Annotated in this window: 14 protein-coding genes and 2 pseudogenes; 12 read left to right on the top strand and 4 right to left on the bottom strand. The window is 58.3% G+C overall.

Annotated features, from left to right (window positions below):
* Nucleotides 1-12 precede the first annotated feature (12 nt).
* Nucleotides 13-621, top strand: a complete 609-nt coding sequence (locus ACTJK5_RS08790; RefSeq protein WP_313555122.1) for a histidine phosphatase family protein — start codon at nucleotides 13-15, stop codon at nucleotides 619-621.
* 329 nt (nucleotides 622-950) lie between these two features.
* On the opposite strand, the gene ACTJK5_RS08795 is transcribed toward ACTJK5_RS08790, so the two are convergent.
* Nucleotides 951-1211, bottom strand: a complete 261-nt coding sequence (locus tag ACTJK5_RS08795) for a DUF1344 domain-containing protein (protein WP_062425904.1) — start codon at nucleotides 1209-1211, stop codon at nucleotides 951-953.
* A 780-nt stretch (nucleotides 1212-1991) separates the two neighbouring features.
* Between ACTJK5_RS08795 and ACTJK5_RS08800 the strand changes: the two are divergent.
* The 3 genes and pseudogenes from ACTJK5_RS08800 to ribB all read left to right on the top strand — a co-directional run.
* A pseudogene (locus tag ACTJK5_RS08800) lies at nucleotides 1992-3893 on the top strand (bifunctional diguanylate cyclase/phosphodiesterase); the annotation flags it as partial.
* A gap of 131 nt (nucleotides 3894-4024) precedes the next feature.
* Nucleotides 4025-5122, top strand: a complete 1098-nt coding sequence (gene aroC, locus ACTJK5_RS08805; protein WP_440612185.1) for a chorismate synthase — start codon at nucleotides 4025-4027, stop codon at nucleotides 5120-5122.
* 14 nt (nucleotides 5123-5136) lie between these two features.
* Nucleotides 5137-6237, top strand: coding sequence for a 3,4-dihydroxy-2-butanone-4-phosphate synthase (ribB, locus tag ACTJK5_RS08810; RefSeq protein ID WP_440612186.1), 1101 nt, complete (start codon nucleotides 5137-5139; stop codon nucleotides 6235-6237).
* Here the strand turns inward: ribB and ACTJK5_RS08815 are convergent.
* Nucleotides 6209-7465: a winged helix-turn-helix domain-containing protein gene (locus ACTJK5_RS08815; RefSeq protein ID WP_440612187.1), complete on the bottom strand. Its 1257-nt coding sequence runs from the start codon at nucleotides 7463-7465 to the stop codon at nucleotides 6209-6211. The two genes, ribB and ACTJK5_RS08815, sit on opposite strands and share 29 nt — an antisense overlap.
* Before the next feature lie 112 nt (nucleotides 7466-7577).
* On the opposite strand from ACTJK5_RS08815, the gene ACTJK5_RS08820 reads away from it, so the two are divergent.
* From ACTJK5_RS08820 to ACTJK5_RS08855, 8 genes are all read left to right on the top strand, one after another.
* Nucleotides 7578-8258 carry an energy-coupling factor ABC transporter ATP-binding protein gene (locus tag ACTJK5_RS08820; protein ID WP_440612188.1) on the top strand — a complete coding sequence of 227 codons (681 nt, stop codon included), beginning with the start codon at nucleotides 7578-7580 and terminating at the stop codon, nucleotides 8256-8258.
* The gene (locus ACTJK5_RS08825) at nucleotides 8255-8896 is read left to right on the top strand and encodes an energy-coupling factor transporter transmembrane component T family protein (RefSeq protein ID WP_440612189.1); all 642 of its coding nucleotides are present in this window, start codon (nucleotides 8255-8257) and stop codon (nucleotides 8894-8896) included. The genes ACTJK5_RS08820 and ACTJK5_RS08825 overlap by 4 nt, the downstream gene beginning before the upstream one ends.
* The gene (locus ACTJK5_RS08830) at nucleotides 8883-9446 is read left to right on the top strand and encodes a biotin transporter BioY (protein ID WP_113271976.1); all 564 of its coding nucleotides are present in this window, start codon (nucleotides 8883-8885) and stop codon (nucleotides 9444-9446) included. Before ACTJK5_RS08825 ends, ACTJK5_RS08830 begins: the two co-directional genes overlap by 14 nt.
* A 35-nt stretch (nucleotides 9447-9481) precedes the next feature.
* The gene (locus ACTJK5_RS08835) at nucleotides 9482-10417 is read left to right on the top strand and encodes a histone deacetylase family protein (RefSeq protein WP_335322800.1); all 936 of its coding nucleotides are present in this window, start codon (nucleotides 9482-9484) and stop codon (nucleotides 10415-10417) included.
* A gap of 2 nt (nucleotides 10418-10419) precedes the next feature.
* Nucleotides 10420-10674 (top strand): exodeoxyribonuclease VII small subunit, encoded by a 255-nt coding sequence (locus tag ACTJK5_RS08840; protein WP_037171757.1) that lies wholly within the window; start codon nucleotides 10420-10422, stop codon nucleotides 10672-10674.
* 177 nt (nucleotides 10675-10851) lie between these two features.
* Nucleotides 10852-11775, top strand: a complete 924-nt coding sequence (locus ACTJK5_RS08845) for a pirin family protein (protein ID WP_335322801.1) — start codon at nucleotides 10852-10854, stop codon at nucleotides 11773-11775.
* Between the two features lie 192 nt (nucleotides 11776-11967).
* Nucleotides 11968-13887: a 1-deoxy-D-xylulose-5-phosphate synthase gene (gene dxs, locus ACTJK5_RS08850; RefSeq protein ID WP_440612190.1), complete on the top strand. Its 1920-nt coding sequence runs from the start codon at nucleotides 11968-11970 to the stop codon at nucleotides 13885-13887.
* A 32-nt stretch (nucleotides 13888-13919) separates the two neighbouring features.
* Nucleotides 13920-14390, top strand: a complete 471-nt coding sequence (locus ACTJK5_RS08855; protein WP_335322803.1) for a hypothetical protein — start codon at nucleotides 13920-13922, stop codon at nucleotides 14388-14390.
* A 195-nt stretch (nucleotides 14391-14585) separates the two neighbouring features.
* Here ACTJK5_RS08855 and ACTJK5_RS08860 read toward each other — a convergent pair whose 3' ends face one another.
* Complete coding sequence (locus ACTJK5_RS08860) at nucleotides 14586-16628, bottom strand: O-linked N-acetylglucosamine transferase, SPINDLY family protein (RefSeq protein ID WP_440612191.1); 2043 nt, start codon at nucleotides 16626-16628, stop codon at nucleotides 14586-14588.
* Between the two features lie 535 nt (nucleotides 16629-17163).
* Nucleotides 17164-17771, bottom strand: a pseudogene (locus ACTJK5_RS08865) (ice nucleation-like protein); the annotation flags it as partial.

Raw genomic sequence — 17771 nt, forward strand, 5'->3', positions numbered from 1 at the left:
CAGGGGTGTGCAGTGCTGGTCTATGTTATCCGCCACGGACAGACAGACTGGAACGCGATCAGGAGGCTTCAGGGCCAAAAGGACATTCCGCTCAACGACTTCGGCCGCTCCCAGGCCGTCGGCAACGGCAAAACTCTCTCCGCCATCCTAGGCCCGACAGCCCCAGACTTCGATTACGTGGCAAGTCCCTTGGGCCGCACGCGTGAAACGATGGAGCTTCTGCGCGGTGCCATGGGCCTCGACCCCACCGATTACCGCACCGACGAACGCCTCGTTGAAGTGTCATTCGGTGATTGGGAAGGGTACACGCTGCCCGAGCTCAAGCTTTCCTTTCCCGACCGCGTCAGGGCCCGGAAAGCCGCAAAGTGGGACTTTATTCCGCCGGGCCAGAACGCCGAAAGCTACGAAATCCTGTCCTGGCGCATCGGCGCCTGGCTTTCGTCCGTCGAGCGCAAGACCGTCTGTGTTTGCCACGGCGGCGTGATCCGCAGCATGTTCCGGCTGGTCTCCGGCATGGACAAGGACGAAGCGGCCGAGATTCCCATTCCGCAAGACAAGATTTTGAAGGTCGAGACCGACAAGAATCTGGCCGAATGGGTGGATGTCAGGGAGACCGTCTAAAGCGTATCGCGATCTTTCAGATTCGCTCCTTATGCTTCAGGTCCTTCTTCTGTCGCATTCGTTATCGCAAAGCGCTGCACAGTTTTGCTTGCGCCATGCAATGTTGCCAGCAACCGAAGCTCCTTGTCGCGCTCACGCCAGGCGCCGATTGGGCAAGCCTCCCCGCATCCGAAGCGCGAGTGGAATACAGGACGGGTTTCGAATTGACCGACGCGCCAAAATTGATTTCGGATCTGCGTGCCCAATGCTTGCGATAGTTGGAAATGCCGAAGTAAATCGTGCTTTGTTTCACAGCCTAACCAAAGCAACGGTCTGAACGCGACACAGGCTTACTGCACGACCTCGAGATCGTCCACGACGCGCTTGCCGTCGACTTCGGTGTAGAACACCAGAACCTTCACGCCGGGCTGCAGGCCTTCGAAATTGAACTCTTCCGGCACTTTGTAATTCTTGCCGTCGGCAAGTGTGATGTTCAGGCCCTTCACGTCAACCTTGCTGATGGTCGACTCGACATCGACGCTCTGGGCAAAGCTGTTCAGAGGGGCAAACAGATTTGCAGTGGCTAAAAGTGCGGCAATCATCAAGCGCATGGTTCTAGCCTCCTTCAGGCTCTTTACGAGTTTTGCATGCGACAAGATTTCTCTCCCGAATGTGGCGGAATTTGCCCGTAACAATGTCAATTTCGGTATAATTGGTGAATGGATTTTAACCAATATCAAGCGCTTAGACTTTTTTTGTATCTTGGCCCCTGAAAACAAGCGCGTGCGGTCTGCTATACTATTTGTTTTAGATTATCTTTTAGAGTTGTCGGCAAGAATTGTTTTCCAGGCATGGACTGAGGACTCTCCGACGTGGCATCAGCATCGACATTTTCGCGTAGTGTCCGCGAGAAGAGCACACGGAAAAAGATGCTGTTCGGAGCTTCGGCGGGAGTATCGCTTGCGCTGATCTACTTTATCGACCCGGCTTCCTTCTGGATTGCGTTGCCTCTGACGATCATTCTGCTTCTGGTTGCCGAGCGAAACCACAATCTGACAATGATCCACATTCGCGAGAGCAAGCTTCTCGAACTCTCCCAACGCTTCAAGCTCGCGATGGATTCGTCCAATATTGGCCTTTGGGAACTGAATGGTGACGACGCATGCTACCTTGATGGGCGGGCCGCGGGACTGCATGGTTATCCAACGACGGAGAACGAATTTTCTCTATCACGATGGCTGGAAGCGGTCGTTCCGGAAGACCGAATAAAGATCACGGACTTTCTGACCCACTGCACTCAGGGAGAGGAGACCCACTCCGAAGTCTACCGTGTCCAATTGCGCTCTGGCGAACCACGCTATCTGCGAGCGGCAGGCTCAAACTACAGCACAGCGGATGGCGCGCGTCACACGAGCGGGATCATCTGGGATGTGACCTCGGATATGCAGGTGGCGGAGACACTAAAGAACTCCGTCTATAGCAGTCACGTGAAGAACGCCGAACTCGAGCTTGCGCTTCAGGAACTGTCTTCCCGTGAACACGATCTCATGGAACTGTCGCGGCGGCTCGACTTCGCGCTCCAATCCTACAATTGCGGCATATGGGAAGCCAATCTCTCGACCGACCATTCCTATTGGGACCGCCGTATGCACCAGCTCTATGGGCTGGACTATACAACCGGCTATACGGATCGAGCGACGTGGCTGAACTGTCTTCATCCAGATGACCGGGATAAGGCATCTGCGGACGCCGACCGATGCGCGGCCAACAACGAACCCTTCTCGAGCATTCAGCGCGTGCTGCTTCAAGACGAAGAGGTGCGCTACGTTCGCTCCGTGGGCAGCATCCATATTGACCGGGATGGACTTCGCAAGGTCATCGGCATTGCTTTCGACATCACCGCAGATGTGCGCCTTGCCGACGAGCTGAAGGCCGCAAAGGAAGAGGCCGAGGCACGCAATGCGGAGCTGATCGAGGCGAAGTCACATATCGAGCACAACGCGCTGCACGATCCACTGACCGGGCTCGCAAACCGGCGAAAGCTGGATCTGGAGTTGGACTATCTGACGTCCTCGCCTGTCGCAGCTGGCCGGGCACGTTTTGCCATCCTCCACCTCGATCTCGACCGCTTCAAACAGATCAACGACACGCTGGGGCACGCAGCAGGCGACGCAACACTTGCCAGGGCAGCAGAACTCCTTCGTCTCAATGTCGGCGATGCCGGCGTTATCGCCCGTATTGGCGGGGACGAGTTCGTCATCCTCGTCTCTCAGGTGACGGACAAGTACATCGTCACGTCCATCGCGTCGAATATCATCGCGGCTTTCCAGCATCCCTTCGATTTTCAGGGGTTTACTTGCCGATGCGGCGTCTCGATCGGCATCGCCTTTGGCGACGCCCAAGACAATGATGCGCGCAAAATCCTCATCAACGCAGACCTCGCACTCTACCGCGCCAAAGCCATGGGCCGGAACCGCTACGAGTTCTTCACGCAAAATCTTCAAGCCGAGATCGTCAATCACAAGCGCATTGCCGACGAAATCCTGGCGGGGTTGGAAAAGGGTGAATTCGAAACCTGGTACCAACCGCAACTCTGCGCCAGAACCGGCGAGATCGCCGGCATGGAAGCGCTGGTCCGCTGGCGTCACCCGACACGCGGTCTGCTGACGCCGGACAAGTTCCTGGGTATCGCGGAAGAGCTGGATGTCGTTCAGGCGCTCGACCGCCTGACGTTGCAGAGCGCCCTGCAAGACAGACGGCTATGGAGCCTGAAGGGCTTGGAAATCCCGCGTGTCTCGGTCAACGTTTCAATCCGTCGCCTGCACGACGCGCAGTTGCTCGAAAGCCTCCACCAACTTTACATCATGCCTGGCGAAGTCGTCTTCGAACTGGTCGAATCCATCTTTCTCGACGATAGCGACGAGCAGGTGGTTCAAAATCTCGACCAGGTCAAAGAACTCGGCATCGACATCGAGATTGATGATTTCGGCACCGGACATACCTCGCTCATCAGCCTGCTGCGCCTCAAGCCGAAGCGCCTCAAGATCGACCGTCAGCTCGTCATGCCAATCCTCGGTTCGCCGCAGGAACGGGCGCTGGTCCGCTCGATCATAGACATTGCCCGCTCGCTTGGTGTCGAGACCGTGGCTGAAGGCGTGGAAACGATGGAACATGCCGCTATGCTGAAAGACATGGGTTGCGATATTCTGCAAGGCTATGCCTTCGCGGCGCCCCTACCGGCTCAAGAATTTTCAGCCTATGCCATGCAACAGGAACTGCGTCGCGTGTCCTGATGCAGGCGGCCCTAGTCCGATCAAAGAAAGGCTTTTGCCTTCCAGGTATTTTCCACTAAGGAGATGACCGCGCATTTTTGTAAATTTCGCGTCTCTCTACAGGAAACGCTGCCTGGTCTGGTTTTATTGTCATGTCGCATAACACGTTCGGTCACCTATTCCGCGTTTCCACCTGGGGCGAAAGCCATGGTCCGGCGCTGGGCTGTGTGGTGGATGGCTGCCCTCCCGGCATTCGCTTCACGCTCGCGGAAGTGCAAGCCTGGATGGACAAGCGCAAGCCTGGCCAGAGCCGCTTCGTCACGCAAAGACGCGAAGACGACATCGTCAAGGTTCTTTCCGGCGTGATGCTGGATGAGGATGGCGAGACCATGATCACCACCGGCACTCCGGTTTCCATGCTGATCGAAAACACCGACCAGCGTTCCAAGGATTACGGCGAGATCGCCAAGCGCTACCGTCCAGGCCACGCAGATTTCACCTATGACCTCAAATACGGTATTCGCGATTACCGCGGCGGCGGGCGCTCCTCTGCGCGCGAAACCGCGGCACGTGTCGCGGCCGGTGCCCTTGCCCGCAAAGTGGTGCCTGGAATGACCGTTCGCGCAGCCCTCGTGCAAATCGGCAAGCACAAGATCAACCGCGACAACTGGGATTGGGCACAGGTTAACGAGAACCCGTTCTTCTGCCCGGACCCTGACATAGTGCCGATCTGGGAAGACTATCTCGATACAATCCGCAAAGCGGGCTCTTCCATCGGTGCTGTGGTGGAAGTGGTTGCCGAGGGCGTTCCCGCAGGCATCGGTGCGCCGATCTACGCCAAGCTCGATCAGGATATCGCCTCCAATCTGATGTCGATCAACGCCGTCAAGGGTGTCGAGATCGGCGAAGGCTTTGCGTCTGCGGAACTCAGCGGCGAGGAAAATGCCGACGAGATGCGCATGGGCAATGACGGCCAGCCGTTTTTCCTGTCGAACCACGCGGGCGGCATTCTGGGCGGCATTGCGACTGGTCAGCCGATCGTTGCACGCTTTGCCATCAAGCCCACCTCTTCGATCCTCACCGAACGCCAGTCCATCGATGCCGATGGCAATAATGTCGATGTCCGCACCAAGGGTCGTCACGACCCCTGCGTCGGCATTCGCGCCGTTCCAATCGGCGAAGCGATGGTTGCCTGCACTGTGGCCGACCATTACCTGCGCGACCGCGGCCAGACCGGCAGACTGAAATAAACAGGAGAAACAGCATGGCATACGATCAGAAACGCGTCGTTGAAGCGATCCGCGCCTTCGAGGCAGGCGAGATCGTTGTGGTCATGGATGATGACGGGCGCGAGAACGAAGGCGATCTCATCGTTGCCGCGGTGCATTGCACCGGTGAAAAGATGGCTTTCATCGTGCGCCACACCTCCGGCATCGTCTGCGCCCCCATGCCGCGCGAGGAAGCCAAGAGGCTGAACCTCAACGCCATGGTTTCCGAAAACGACAGCGCCCATACGACCGCCTTCACGGTCTCGGTCGATTTCAAGCACGGAACCACCACGGGCATCTCGGCGGATGATCGCACCCTGACGGTGCGCAATCTTGCCAACCCTAATGTCGGCCCGGCGGACTTCACCCGTCCCGGCCACATCTTCCCGCTGGTGTCACGCGAAGGCGGGGTGCTGATGCGCTCCGGTCACACGGAAGCAGCTGTCGATCTCTGCAAGCTTGCCGGACTGCCGCCGATCGGCGTCATCTGCGAGCTCGTCAATGACGATGGCAGCGTCATGCGCGGTCCGCAGGTTTCGAACTTTGCCGAAACCCACGGTCTCAAGCAGGTCTCGGTTGCCGACCTGATCGCCTACCGCCAGCGCAAGGAGACGCTGGTGGAGATGGAAAGTCAGGTCACCATCGACACGCCTTTCGGTCCCGCCAAGGCGCAGACCTATTCCCTGCCCTGGGATCCGATGCAGCATATGGCGGTGATCTTTGGCGATATTCGCGATGGCGTCGATATTCCGGTCCGCCTGCATCCGGAGAATGTGGCCGACGATATCTTCGGCAGCAAGCAGCCGGTGCGCCATTACATGCAGAAGATTGCCGAAGAAGGCCGCGGCGTCATCGTCTATCTTCGCGAGGGCTCGGTCGGCGTTGGCAAGGTCGAGGGCCGGCGCAAGTCGCGTGATGCGGACGAATCGCACGAACAGGCCCGTTCTCGCGAAGAAGAATGGCTGGAAATCGGGCTTGGCGCGCAGATTCTGAAAGACCTGGGCATCAGCTCCATCAAGCTCTTGACCACGCGCGAGCGTCACTACGTGGGCCTGGAAGGTTTCGGCATCAAGATTGCTTCGACGGAGCTTTGCTAATTGCAAGACCGGCAGGCGCGGTATCGTCCGGGCCTGCCAGCCAGCCATCGAGATACCGCACACTCTCAACGCCGGTGAATTTTGCCAGCCGATTCAATTCGGCATCCAGCTTTTCCAACCGACCGGATGACGGTCGCACGCCCTTTTCCAGCCAGAGCCTTCTGACGTCGAGCGAACCGTTCTTGCGCTCGGCCTTCATGTCGATGCGTCCGATCATGCGATCGCCTTCGAGAAGCGGGAAGACATAGTAGCCATATTGGCGCTTCGGCTCCGGCACGAAGACTTCGATACGATAGAAGAAACCGAAAAGGCGTTCGGTGCGGGCGCGGTTGCGCAACAGCGGATCGAAGGGGCTGAGAACCCGGACCCGCTGCGGCGGCTCGAGTGACGCCTCCGCCTCCATCTCCTGTGCGAAACTCGAAAAGGCGTAGGATGCGCGCTCTTTGGCGCCATTGGCAGAGATCAGCGAAACCTCGACCAGTTCGTCCCGGTGAGACATCACCCAGCCCTTCGCCTCATTCGGCGTTACCAGATCGAAGAAAGCGGAAATCTCTCCCGATGTCGCAAAGCCCAGCCGGGACAGTGCCTCACGGCAGGCCCAATCGATGAACCCTTCGTGGCTGACGTCCCGATCGTAATGCTCCTTCAGAATGACGCGTTCTGAGAGATCGTAAACCTTCTGAAAGTTCACACGGCGGGCAATCGAAAGCCTGCCGGTGTGCCACATATATTCAAGCGCCGTCTTGGAAGGATGCCAGTTCCACCAGCCACCGGATTGATGATCCTCTGCCTTCATGTCGCGCGACATGACGGCACCGTTTTCGGCAATGTGCCGATAGGTTTCCTCAAAGGCGGAATCGAACCCCTCCCCGTGCCATTTGCGCCAGCGCTCCTGCATGATCGGCTCGCGGCGACGGAATCGATGTTTCCAATAGGGATAGAAGGCTGTCGGAACGATCGATGCATCATGCGTCCAGTGCTCAAAAAGCGTTCGGTCTTTTTCCAGGAGCGCGGTCAGATGCTCCCGCTTGTAGGTCTGGTTTCTGGAAAAGATGATCTGGTGGTGGGCTCGCTCCACCGTGGCGATGCTATCCACCTGCACGAAACCCAGTGTCGTGATAAGTTCGAGCAATCCATCCTTCGACAGCGCCCTGTTCGGCGGCGCCGAAAGACCCTGTCTCGCTAGGAAAATACGCCGCGCCGCTTCGTTGGAAACCAGAATCGCCATGCCCTGAACTCTAGGAGTCTCCCGCCTCGAAATCAATGTTCTTTTTTTGTTCTTGATTTCGTCAAGGCGTCTTTGTGTTTATAGAAGCGCAACGGACGATAAGGGAAGCGGCGTGGACATTCAGTTCCAGAATGCAGGTGTGACCTTCGAGGGGCGAACAGCGCTTGCGCCACTCGATCTTTCGCTATCGGAGCGACGCATTGGCGTGATCGGCCTGAATGGCTCGGGCAAGACCACCTTCGCCCGATTGATCAACGGCCTTACCAAGCCCAGCACCGGCAGGGTCATCGTCAATGGGCTTGATACGATCAAGGATGCCGATGCTGTCTTGAAACAGGTGGGCTTTGTCTTCCAGAACCCGCAAAACCAGATCATCCTGCCGATCATCCGCGACGACATCGCGTTTGGACTGAAGAACCGCGGCGTCGGCAAAATCGCTGTCGATGAGGCTGTGGCGGCAACCTTGCAGCGTTTCGGCATCGCCCATCTTTCAGATCGCCGTGCCCATGAACTATCGGGTGGCGAGTTGCAGCTTGCAGCGCTTGCGGCGCTGTCCATCACCGGCCCAAACATCCTGATCCTGGACGAGCCAACGAACCAGCTCGATCTGAAGAACCGCGCGGTGGTGGAGCGGACGATCCTCGGCTTGGAGCAGAATGTGCTCGTCATTACCCATGACCTGCCCCTGCTTCAAACGTTCGACCGCGTTCTGCTCTTTCATCAGGCTACGCTTGTTCTGGATGGCGAACCGGAAGAGGTGATTGCCCGGTACCGGGAGATCGCGCTCTCATGAGAAGCCTTTACGCCGAGGGAACGGGCTGGCTCTACAGGCTTTCGCCCCGCGTGAAGCTGCTGACTCTGGCAGCCTTCAGCGCTGGCCTGTTCCTCACGCGTGATCCGTTGATCCTTTGCATTGCGGTCATTCTGGCAGGCTTCATTCTCTGGCAGGCGCAACTGGGGTTGCGCGAAACGCTCTCCCGCCTTCGCCCGGTCTTTCTGACGATCGCGATCATCGCCACGTTCAGCTTTCTGCTGATCCCTGCGATGGATGCCGCCGTAACGCTTTTGAGATTGAGCGCTCTGACATTGCTGGCGACCGCCGTAACCGCAAGTGTGAGCATCTCGCAATTCATGGACGAGATCACACATGCCCTTCGCCCACTTGAGAAGCTCGGCCTGGCAAAGGCAGCCGATGTGGGCCTTGCGGTTGGCCTTGTGGTTCGCTTCGTCCCCGAGATCGTCAGCCGATATCACACGTTGAGCGATGCACACCGTGCACGCGGCAGCCGTATGAAGCTCAAAAGCATACTCGTCCCACTCATCATAATGACGTTGAAGGATGCCGACGCGATTGCGGATGCCATTGACGCGCGCGGCTTCAGAGGTCAAACCTCACTCAGACAAAAGGGAGATGCCCATGACCACCCGTGACCTGGTTCTGATATCGCTGTTTTCAGCCATCATCATTGCGCTTGGCCTGTTGCCGCCCATTACACTCGGCATCATTCCGGTTCCAATCACGGCCCAGTCGCTGGGTGTTATGCTGGCCGGCGTCGTCCTTGGCGCAAAGCGAGGCACGCTTGCCGTGCTGCTGACGATCCTGATTGCGGCGATCGGCCTTCCGGTGCTGTCCGGCGGCAGAGGTGGCCTTTCGATCTTTACCACCCCGACCACGGGCTATCTGATTGGCTGGATCGCCGCTGCTTTCGTGACCGGCACCCTTTCCGAGCGCTTCGTCAAAGCGGGCCAGCCCGCACTAACGCAAGGCATTGGCTTTTTCCTCGCCAGTGTCGCTGGTGGCGTCGTCGTTCTTTATGCTTTCGGCATCACTTATCTCGCTTTCGCAACCGGTATCGGTTTCAGCAAAGCGTTCATCGGCTCCATGGCCTTTATACCGGGTGACCTGATCAAGGCCGTCTTGGCAGCCCTTGCCGGGCGCGCGGTCATGGCTGGCTATCCGTTGCTGCCGCAGCGGACCTAATCCAAACCTTCACGCGTTTCAGGAGTAAGCGACCCATGGCCACACGGCTTTACGAGCATCCGATCTTCCTGGAACACATTACCCCGGAGGGGCATCCCGAGCGACCGGACCGGCTGCGCTCGCTGAACATCGCGCTTGAACATCCGAATTTCGAGCGACTGGTTCGTAAGCAAGCCCCTCAGGCCAATGAAGATGCGGTGCTTCTCGCCCATCCGGAAAGCCATCTTCTTTCCGTGATGCGCCAGATTCCGGAAGAAGAAGGCGAGATTAACCGCATCGAGGCGGATACCTATGCCTCACCGAAAAGCCTGCAGGCAGCGCTGACCGGGATTGGTGCCGCGATGGCCGCCGTGGATGACGTGTTCAAGGGGGAAGCCGACAATGTCTTCGTTGCGAGCCGCCCACCCGGTCACCACGCGGAAACCGAAAAGGCGATGGGTTTCTGTCTTTTCAACAACGCGGCGATTGCTGCCCGTCACGCGCAGAAAGTCCATGGTGCGGAGCGCGTGGCTATCGTGGATTGGGACGTTCACCACGGCAACGGCACGCAGGATATCTTCTGGAACGACGCTTCGGTGCTTTTCTGCTCCACCCACCAGATGCCGCTTTATCCCTGGAGCGGCGACAAAAACGAAACCGGCGTCAAGAACAACGTCGTCAATGCGCCGCTCTCGCCCAACACGGGAAGCGACCATTTCCGTGAGGCGTTCAAATCCAGGGTTCTGCCAGCCATCGCCGATTTCTCGCCTGACCTCATTATTATCTCCGCCGGTTTCGATGCCCATCATCGCGATCCGCTCGCCCAGATCAATCTGGTGGGTGAGGATTTCGACTGGGCAACGGGGCGAATTCTGGAGATGGCGGACAAATATGCCGGCAACCGGGTCGTCAGTCTGCTGGAAGGCGGTTATGATCTGGAAGGGCTGGCGGAATCGGCAGCCATGCATGTCTTGAGAATGATAAAGGGTTGAAGATGACGGAAAATGCCAACACAGCCGATGTCAGCGGTTATTCGTTCGAAAAGGCCGTCGCCGAGCTGGAAAGCATTGTTGCCCGCCTGGAACGCGGCGATGTCGCCCTTGACGAATCCATTGCCATTTACGAGCGCGGTGAAGCCCTGAAGAAGCATTGCGAAGCACTTCTAACAACCGCCGAAAAGCGCATCGAGAAGATCCGTCTTGATCGTGCGGGCAAACCTCAGGGCGTCGAGCCGCTGGACGGCGAATGACGCCCACGGTTTGAAGACCTCCGCTGAAAACCTTCGCCATACGCTTTCAGGCTGACTGACGGCTGCTGACAATAGTCGGTGAACCCGCACACCCACACGCAGCATTCATCAGAGAACACTCACACACGGCACCAAATCGTGTTAGTCTGCCGATCGATCACCGTGGAGGATCAATCCATGTCGTTTTTCCCAGGCAATGATCCCGCCGCCGGCGACGCCTTCGCGTGTGATGCCATCGAGAACCTGATCGTTCCCCGCGCAAGCGACATTGGCGGCTTTTCCGTGCGGCGCGCCTTGCCGACGCGCGACCGCCGTTTGGTCGGCCCCTTCATCTTCTTCGACAGGATGGGACCGGCGATACTGAAGGCCGGAGAAGCACTCGACGTCAAGCCGCATCCGCATATTGGGCTTTCCACCGTCACCTATCTCTTCGATGGCGAAATCAAGCATCGCGACAGTCTGGGGACGGAGGTCGTCGTTCGACCAGGCGATATCAACCTGATGACGGCCGGTCGCGGCATCGTGCATTCAGAGCGCACGCCGGAAAACCTGCGCGGGCATCCCCTGTCCATGTCGGGTTTGCAGACGTGGCTTGCGCTGCCGGACGACAAGGAGGAGATCGCTCCTGACTTCTCTCACACCGAACGCGAGGCCATGCCGATGATCGACATTGCTGGCGCAACCGGACGTGTTGTCATTGGGGATTTTGCGGGCCTTCGCTCGCCGGTAAAAACCTTCACCGACACGCTCTACGCCGATCTTTCGCTCACGCCTGGCGCAAAATTCCCCTTCCCTGCCGATCACGAGGAACGGGCGATCTATATTCTCTCCGGTTCTCTTGAGGTTGCCGGCGATGTGTTTGCCGCAGATCAGTTGCTCGCTTTTCGCGCCGGCGACGACATCACGCTGAAGGGTGGCGTCGACGGTTGTCACATCATGCTCTTCGGAGGTGCTGCGTTGAATTCACGGCGTTATATCTGGTGGAACTTCGTTTCGTCATCAAAAGAACGCATAGAACAGGCCAAGGAAGAGTGGAGAACAGGGCGTTTCGACATCGTCCCGGGGGACGAAGACGAGTTTGTGCCTTTGCCCAAAGGTTGAAATTCGTTAGAGCAGCGTGCGCCCTTTCTGACGCACAAAGGATGCTCTAATCTTTTGAATCTACGCATCGTGCTTTTCCGAAAATCGATTTCGATTTTTGGGCCGATGCTGTAGAACGGGAACATGCTTGCCGAAGGCTGCGCCCTCCCCATTTTGAGGGTGCGTTTTAAAGAAAACACGAAGGCCGAACGATTGACCGGAATGCCAGACACACCATTGCTTGACCGGGTGAAACTCCCATCCGATCTGAAAGCAGTCGAGGACCGCGACCTGCCGCAACTGGCGAGGGAATTGCGCGACGAAATGATCGATGCGGTCTCGAAGACCGGTGGACATCTTGGTGCTGGCCTCGGTGTCGTGGAACTGACGATCGCCATACACAAGGTGTTCAACACCCCGGACGACCGCTTGATCTTCGACGTCGGCCATCAGTGTTATCCGCACAAGATCCTGACCGGCCGTCGCGATCGCATCCGGACGCTACGCCAGGAAGGCGGCCTTTCCGGCTTCACCCGTCGTGCCGAAAGCGAGTATGACGATTTTGGCGCTGGCCATTCCTCCACCTCGATTTCTGCCGGCCTTGGCATGGCGGTTGCGGCAGAACTTGACGGCAGCGACCGCAAGGTGATTGCGATTATCGGCGATGGCTCCATGTCAGCCGGCATGGCTTTCGAAGCCCTCAACAATGCCGGTGCGCTGGACGCGCGGCTGATCGTGATCCTCAACGACAACGACATGTCGATTGCGCCGCCGACGGGGGCCATGAGCGCCTATCTGGCGCGCCTTGCATCCGGCCGCACCTATATGGGCTTCCGCGACTTCGGCAAGAAGCTGACGGCCTATCTCGGCAAGACCATCGACCGCGCCATCACCCGCGCCGTGACCCATGCGCGCGGCTATGTGACGGGCGGCACGCTCTTCGAGGAGCTGGGTTTCTACCATATCGGCCCGATTGACGGCCATTCATTCGACCATCTTCTGCCTGTGCTGCGCAATGTCCGCGACAACCAGAAGGGTCCAGTGCTGATCCATGTCGTGACGCAAAAGGGCAAGGGCTACGCCCCGGCTGAAGCCGCTGCCGACAAGTATCACGGCGTCAACAAGTTCGATGTCATCACCGGCACGCAGGCTAAAGCAAAGCCGAACGCGCCGAGCTATACCACCGTCTTCGCCGAAGCGCTGGTGCAGGAAGCAAAGCTCGACGACAAGATCGTCGGCGTCACGGCTGCCATGCCAAGCGGCACGGGGCTCGATAAGCTCGCAGAGCTTTTCCCAAAGCGCACCTTCGATGTCGGCATTGCCGAGCAACATGCCGTAACCTTTGCCGCAGGGCTTGCCGCGGAAGGCTACAAGCCTTTCTGCGCGCTCTACTCCACCTTCCTGCAACGCGGTTACGACCAGTTGGTGCATGACGTGGCGTTGCAAGGCCTGCCGGTACGTTTTCCGATCGATCGCGCCGGCTTCGTCGGCGCCGATGGCCCGACACATGCGGGCTCCTTCGATACCACGTTCCTTGCCACCCTCCCCGGCATGGTGGTCATGGCTGCTTCCGACGAAGCGGAGTTGAAGCACATGGTGCGCACCGCCGCGGCCTATGACGAGGGCCCGATCTCCTTCCGCTATCCCCGCGGAGAAGGTGTGGGCGTCGACATGCCGGCCCGCGGCGAAATTCTCGAAATCGGCAAAGGCCGCGTCGTCAAGGACGGCTCGAAGATCGCGCTTCTTTCCTTCGGCACGCGTCTAGCCGAATGCCTGGCGGCCGCCGAGGATCTGGATGCCGCAGGGCTTTCCACCACCGTGGCCGATGCACGCTTTGCCAAACCGCTCGATCTCGACCTCATCCGCCAGCTGACGAGCCACCATGAGGTTCTCGTGACCATTGAAGAAGGTTCTTCCGGTGGCTTCGGCGCGCAGGTGCTTCAGTTCATGGCAGGATCCGGTCTTCTGGATACTGGAATCAAGGTTCGCACGCTGACCCTGCCCGACCAGTGGGTCGAGCAGGCAAAGCCGGAAACCATGTATGCGGAAGCGGGTCTCGACCGTGCCGGCATCATCACGACCGTATTTCAGGCTCTGGGCCAGAAACAGGTCGGCGTCGGCTTCGCAGGATAGGTCTCTGCTTCGAAACGATCGGAGGCCCATAATTGAGAACACTTTACCACGGCGTCATTTTCGCCGACTACTTCCAGATATATCTCCGCGACGAGGCTCACTCGGAATTGCCAGATGACTACACCGAAGAGAGCATTGCGCACCGTCTAATGGCCGGGCCTAATGGGATCATTATCCATACCGCGCGCAACATGAGCGTACCTGTGTCTGTTGAGTGGCATTACCAGCGCCCCACGTCCGATCTCGACACATTTCAACATGTGGTAGATGCCGGATTCAGATGCCCCACGGGTCAGCTCGTCCTGGCTGGCATGACTGACGATGAATCAACATCACCTCGCCTTGCTGTGGTAGCGGGACCGCTTGGCGTGCGCGTAAGCTGTTCCGGTCTTGACACTCTGAGTGAAGACGGGCTTGACGGCGAAGATCAATACCTTGTGCAGCTTTGGCCGGAATCGAAACCTACAGCTTTACACGTCCTCAAGGCGTGGCAGGCAACATAGATCTATTCTTGAAACTCCCTAAGTTTCGCTTCAGATTCACCTTCGAGGAAAATCTGGAAAGATTTCCACCGCGACAGCCGGTCGCATGACTTTGAACTTCGCGACTGATTTTTGCTACAGCAAGTATTCCACATCTAAGTTAGGGGCTAAGAGGCAACCCCGCGGCTTTTGTCTGTCTGGTTGGGCGGACGGCGCTCAGTTCCCTGGCTTCTGCCACAGACGGCGATCATAAGGGATAGGCGCGTAGTCGTGGAGTTGGGCGAGCTTCTTGAGGTAGCGGTTACGATAGCTCTGCTCATCCTCGAACTCGATATTCTCGAGCACGGCTTCAGCCCCCACTTCATAGTAGAGATCGAGATTGGTGAGATCCGGAACCGGCGTCTCGCCGCGCTCGCACTCGCCCTGCATCTGCCAGAAGAGCCCCTCAAGACGCCGCGCCAAGGCGGGGATGTCGCGCAGGACACATGTGTCGCGCTGTCGCGCGATCGACTCTCGAACGGCCAACAGGCTTTCGCGGTCTCGCTCGAAGGCTATGGCGCGCGCGACATAGTCCTCTGGGGAAGAGCAAATCATTTCCGGCACGCCGGCTGCTTTAACGATGCTCGCGCAGAAACGCGCGGCAAAGGTTTTGCCCGGCATGGTGAGGACAGGAAGGCCGGATGTGATCGCGTCGGAAGCCGTGGAATGCGCACCATAAGGGAACGTGTCGAGAAAGAGATCTGCCACGCCGATGCGAGCGATATGATGCGGGTTCGGAACCTTGGGCGCAAAGACGAGCCGATGAGCCGACACCCCTCTTTGTTCGGCAAGCTCGCGCAGACGCTGGTTGGCCGTCTCATCCCCCGCCAGAAGCCACAGCAGGCTGCCGGGCGTCTCCGACAGGATCGTCATCCAACGCGCAAAACAGGTCTCCGTGATCTTCTGCATCCCGTTGAAGCTGGCATAAACAAACGCGTCCTCCGGCAGGCCGACGTCAGCACGGCTTGGCCGGTCGGCGATGGGACGTTTACGGTCGAGCGGCTGGTCGCAGGCGATGCGAAGCACCTTCTCCGAAAAGTAGATCTCGTTCTCCGGCGGGATCATGTAGCCGTCGGAAATCAGATATTGGTGGAATGGGCTTCCCATCGATCCGGGGTAGCCGCAGAAACTGACGATGACTGGCGCAGGGCGGTAGGAAAAGATCTTCGCGCGAGCGTCTTTGGTGTAGCCATTGACGTCGATCAGAATGTCGATCTCGTCGGAAATGATCAGCGACGCTGCCCCTGCATCGTCGAGATCCTGAATATCCCGCCATGTATCAACCACAGCTTTCATCCGGGCCTGTGTGCTGTCGGTGGTACGGATTTGACCGCAGTAATAGGCAAAGACTTCGACGCTGCTCTTGTCGTGCAGCTCCAGAACCTCACACAGCGCGAAGCCAACGGCGTGATCGCGCAGATCAGAAGACAGGTAACCGATGCGCAACCGCTGACCGGTGCCGGACTTTTGTTTCGGTTTTCTGCGCGGGAAGCGCGTGAGGTCAGGGCGGCCGACCAATGTCTTGCTGTACCGATAGGCCTTCGCGAGCTGGAACATCGGGTCGTCGGCGTAACAGCTGAGCGTCAGCGAGGACATGGCGTCGAGCATCTTACGAGCCGGCACATATGCCGAGGGCTCAAGGACGGGCCATTTACACTGGCGCTGGCGCAACGATATCCAGTGCTGCCCTGATTCGAGCGCGTCCGGCCGAAGCTCGAATGCTTGGCGCAATGTGCTTTCCGCCTCTTCCAGCTTATCTGTTCCCTCCAGAACACGACCAATGTTCTGCAAGGCCATATGCCGATTGCCAACCGCTTCAGCATCGACGTTTTTTGCTGCCTGAGCGTAACGCGACCACTGCTCCACCGCGTGGCCGATCATTCCTGCATCCTCCAGCACACGCCCGAGATTGATATAGGCTGGAGCAAAGTCCGGATCGGCCTTGATGGACGCGCGGAAAGCCTGGATGGCACCTGCTCGATCGCCAAGTTTGTTCAGCGTGACCGCATAATTGAAATAGGCCATGTGAATGACAGGATTGCCGTCGTTGAAGGCGACCCAGGTCTTGTAGAGTTCTGCCGCTGCAGCCTGCTGGCCGGCCGCATTCAGGGCTTCCGCTATGCTCATCAGATCGAGCAGGCTCAGACGTTGATGTCGTGCCAGATCAAGAGCGGACGGGGCGACGAGATCGTTCGAAGATGTGACGGGACTGACGGTCATGGCATCCTGCGACAGAGCGGAAGGGCTAGGAATAGCTGATCTTCAGCTACTCTAGATAACTTGCCTGTGGCTGGATGTGTTTTTACCGCGCGCGTTGCTTGGGTTGCTTGCGACCGATGCTTCTAGTGGCACGGATACTTTGATGTTTGCTTTCCATCGCGGCGACGGAGATATTCTTGCACGCGCCATCGGTATTGTCGGCCATGATAGATCGTGGTGATTGGGTCGCGGGCTGAGAAATGACGCGGACGTGCGCACGTCACGGAGTCGATCTGCATGTGACGGACAAGGGACGATCCTGTGAAGGACGAAGTCTGCGAGCTTCTCTGCCTGCTGCGGAAGCGGGAAATGCCGACGTCACGGCGGCCACTTGCAACATATGTTTATTCTGGAGCTGGAGATCGACGACGCGGCTCTTGGCCGCGTCGTAATCTATTGCGTCAGGACGTCATCTGCACTCGCCGACGCCCCATGTCATCGAGTCCTACCTTCGAGATATCAAAAATTGATCTCGATTTCGGACAAGTGCCAGGTCTTAGACCCCGTTATAGGCCTTGATGACGGCTTCGACCTGAGCGTCGTTCATTGCCTGCAGTTGCTGCGCTGTGATGCCACGAGCCGTCGACGTGCTCAAGCCAGAGATGGCTGCCGTGGACAGGCCGGAAACAGCCTTCGCGCTGAGTGCGGTGATCTCACCTGTGGTGAACAGGCCGAGTTCCGTGCTATTCAGCGTGCCAACCTGAGCCGCGGTGAGACCAGCAACCTGCGTGGAGGTCAGCGCCTGGATCTGGTCGGTCGACATCGCTGCGAACTGCGTCGTGGTGAGCGCTGCTGCCTGTGTCGCGCTCAGGTTCGCGATGTTACCCGTGGTCAGCTTGCTGGCCGTGATACCGGCGAGCGCATTGGCGCTGATGGCTTTCACCTCGTCGCTTGAGAAGGTGTTGAGTGCATCGGATGAAAGAGCGTTCAGCTGTGCCGAAGACATCACCGCGATCTGCGCCTTTATCAGCGCTGCTGCGTTCGTGCTGCTCAAGTTTGTCAGAGCCGCTGCAGAAAGGCCGGAAAGTGCCTTAGTGCTGAGTGATGCAACCTCTCCGGTGGAGAAGAGAGCGAGTTCGGCGCTGTCGAGCGTTGCCAGTTGGG

The organism is Agrobacterium sp. 22094 (assembly GCF_052046015.1).
Lineage (GTDB): Bacteria > Pseudomonadota > Alphaproteobacteria > Rhizobiales > Rhizobiaceae > Agrobacterium > Agrobacterium cavarae.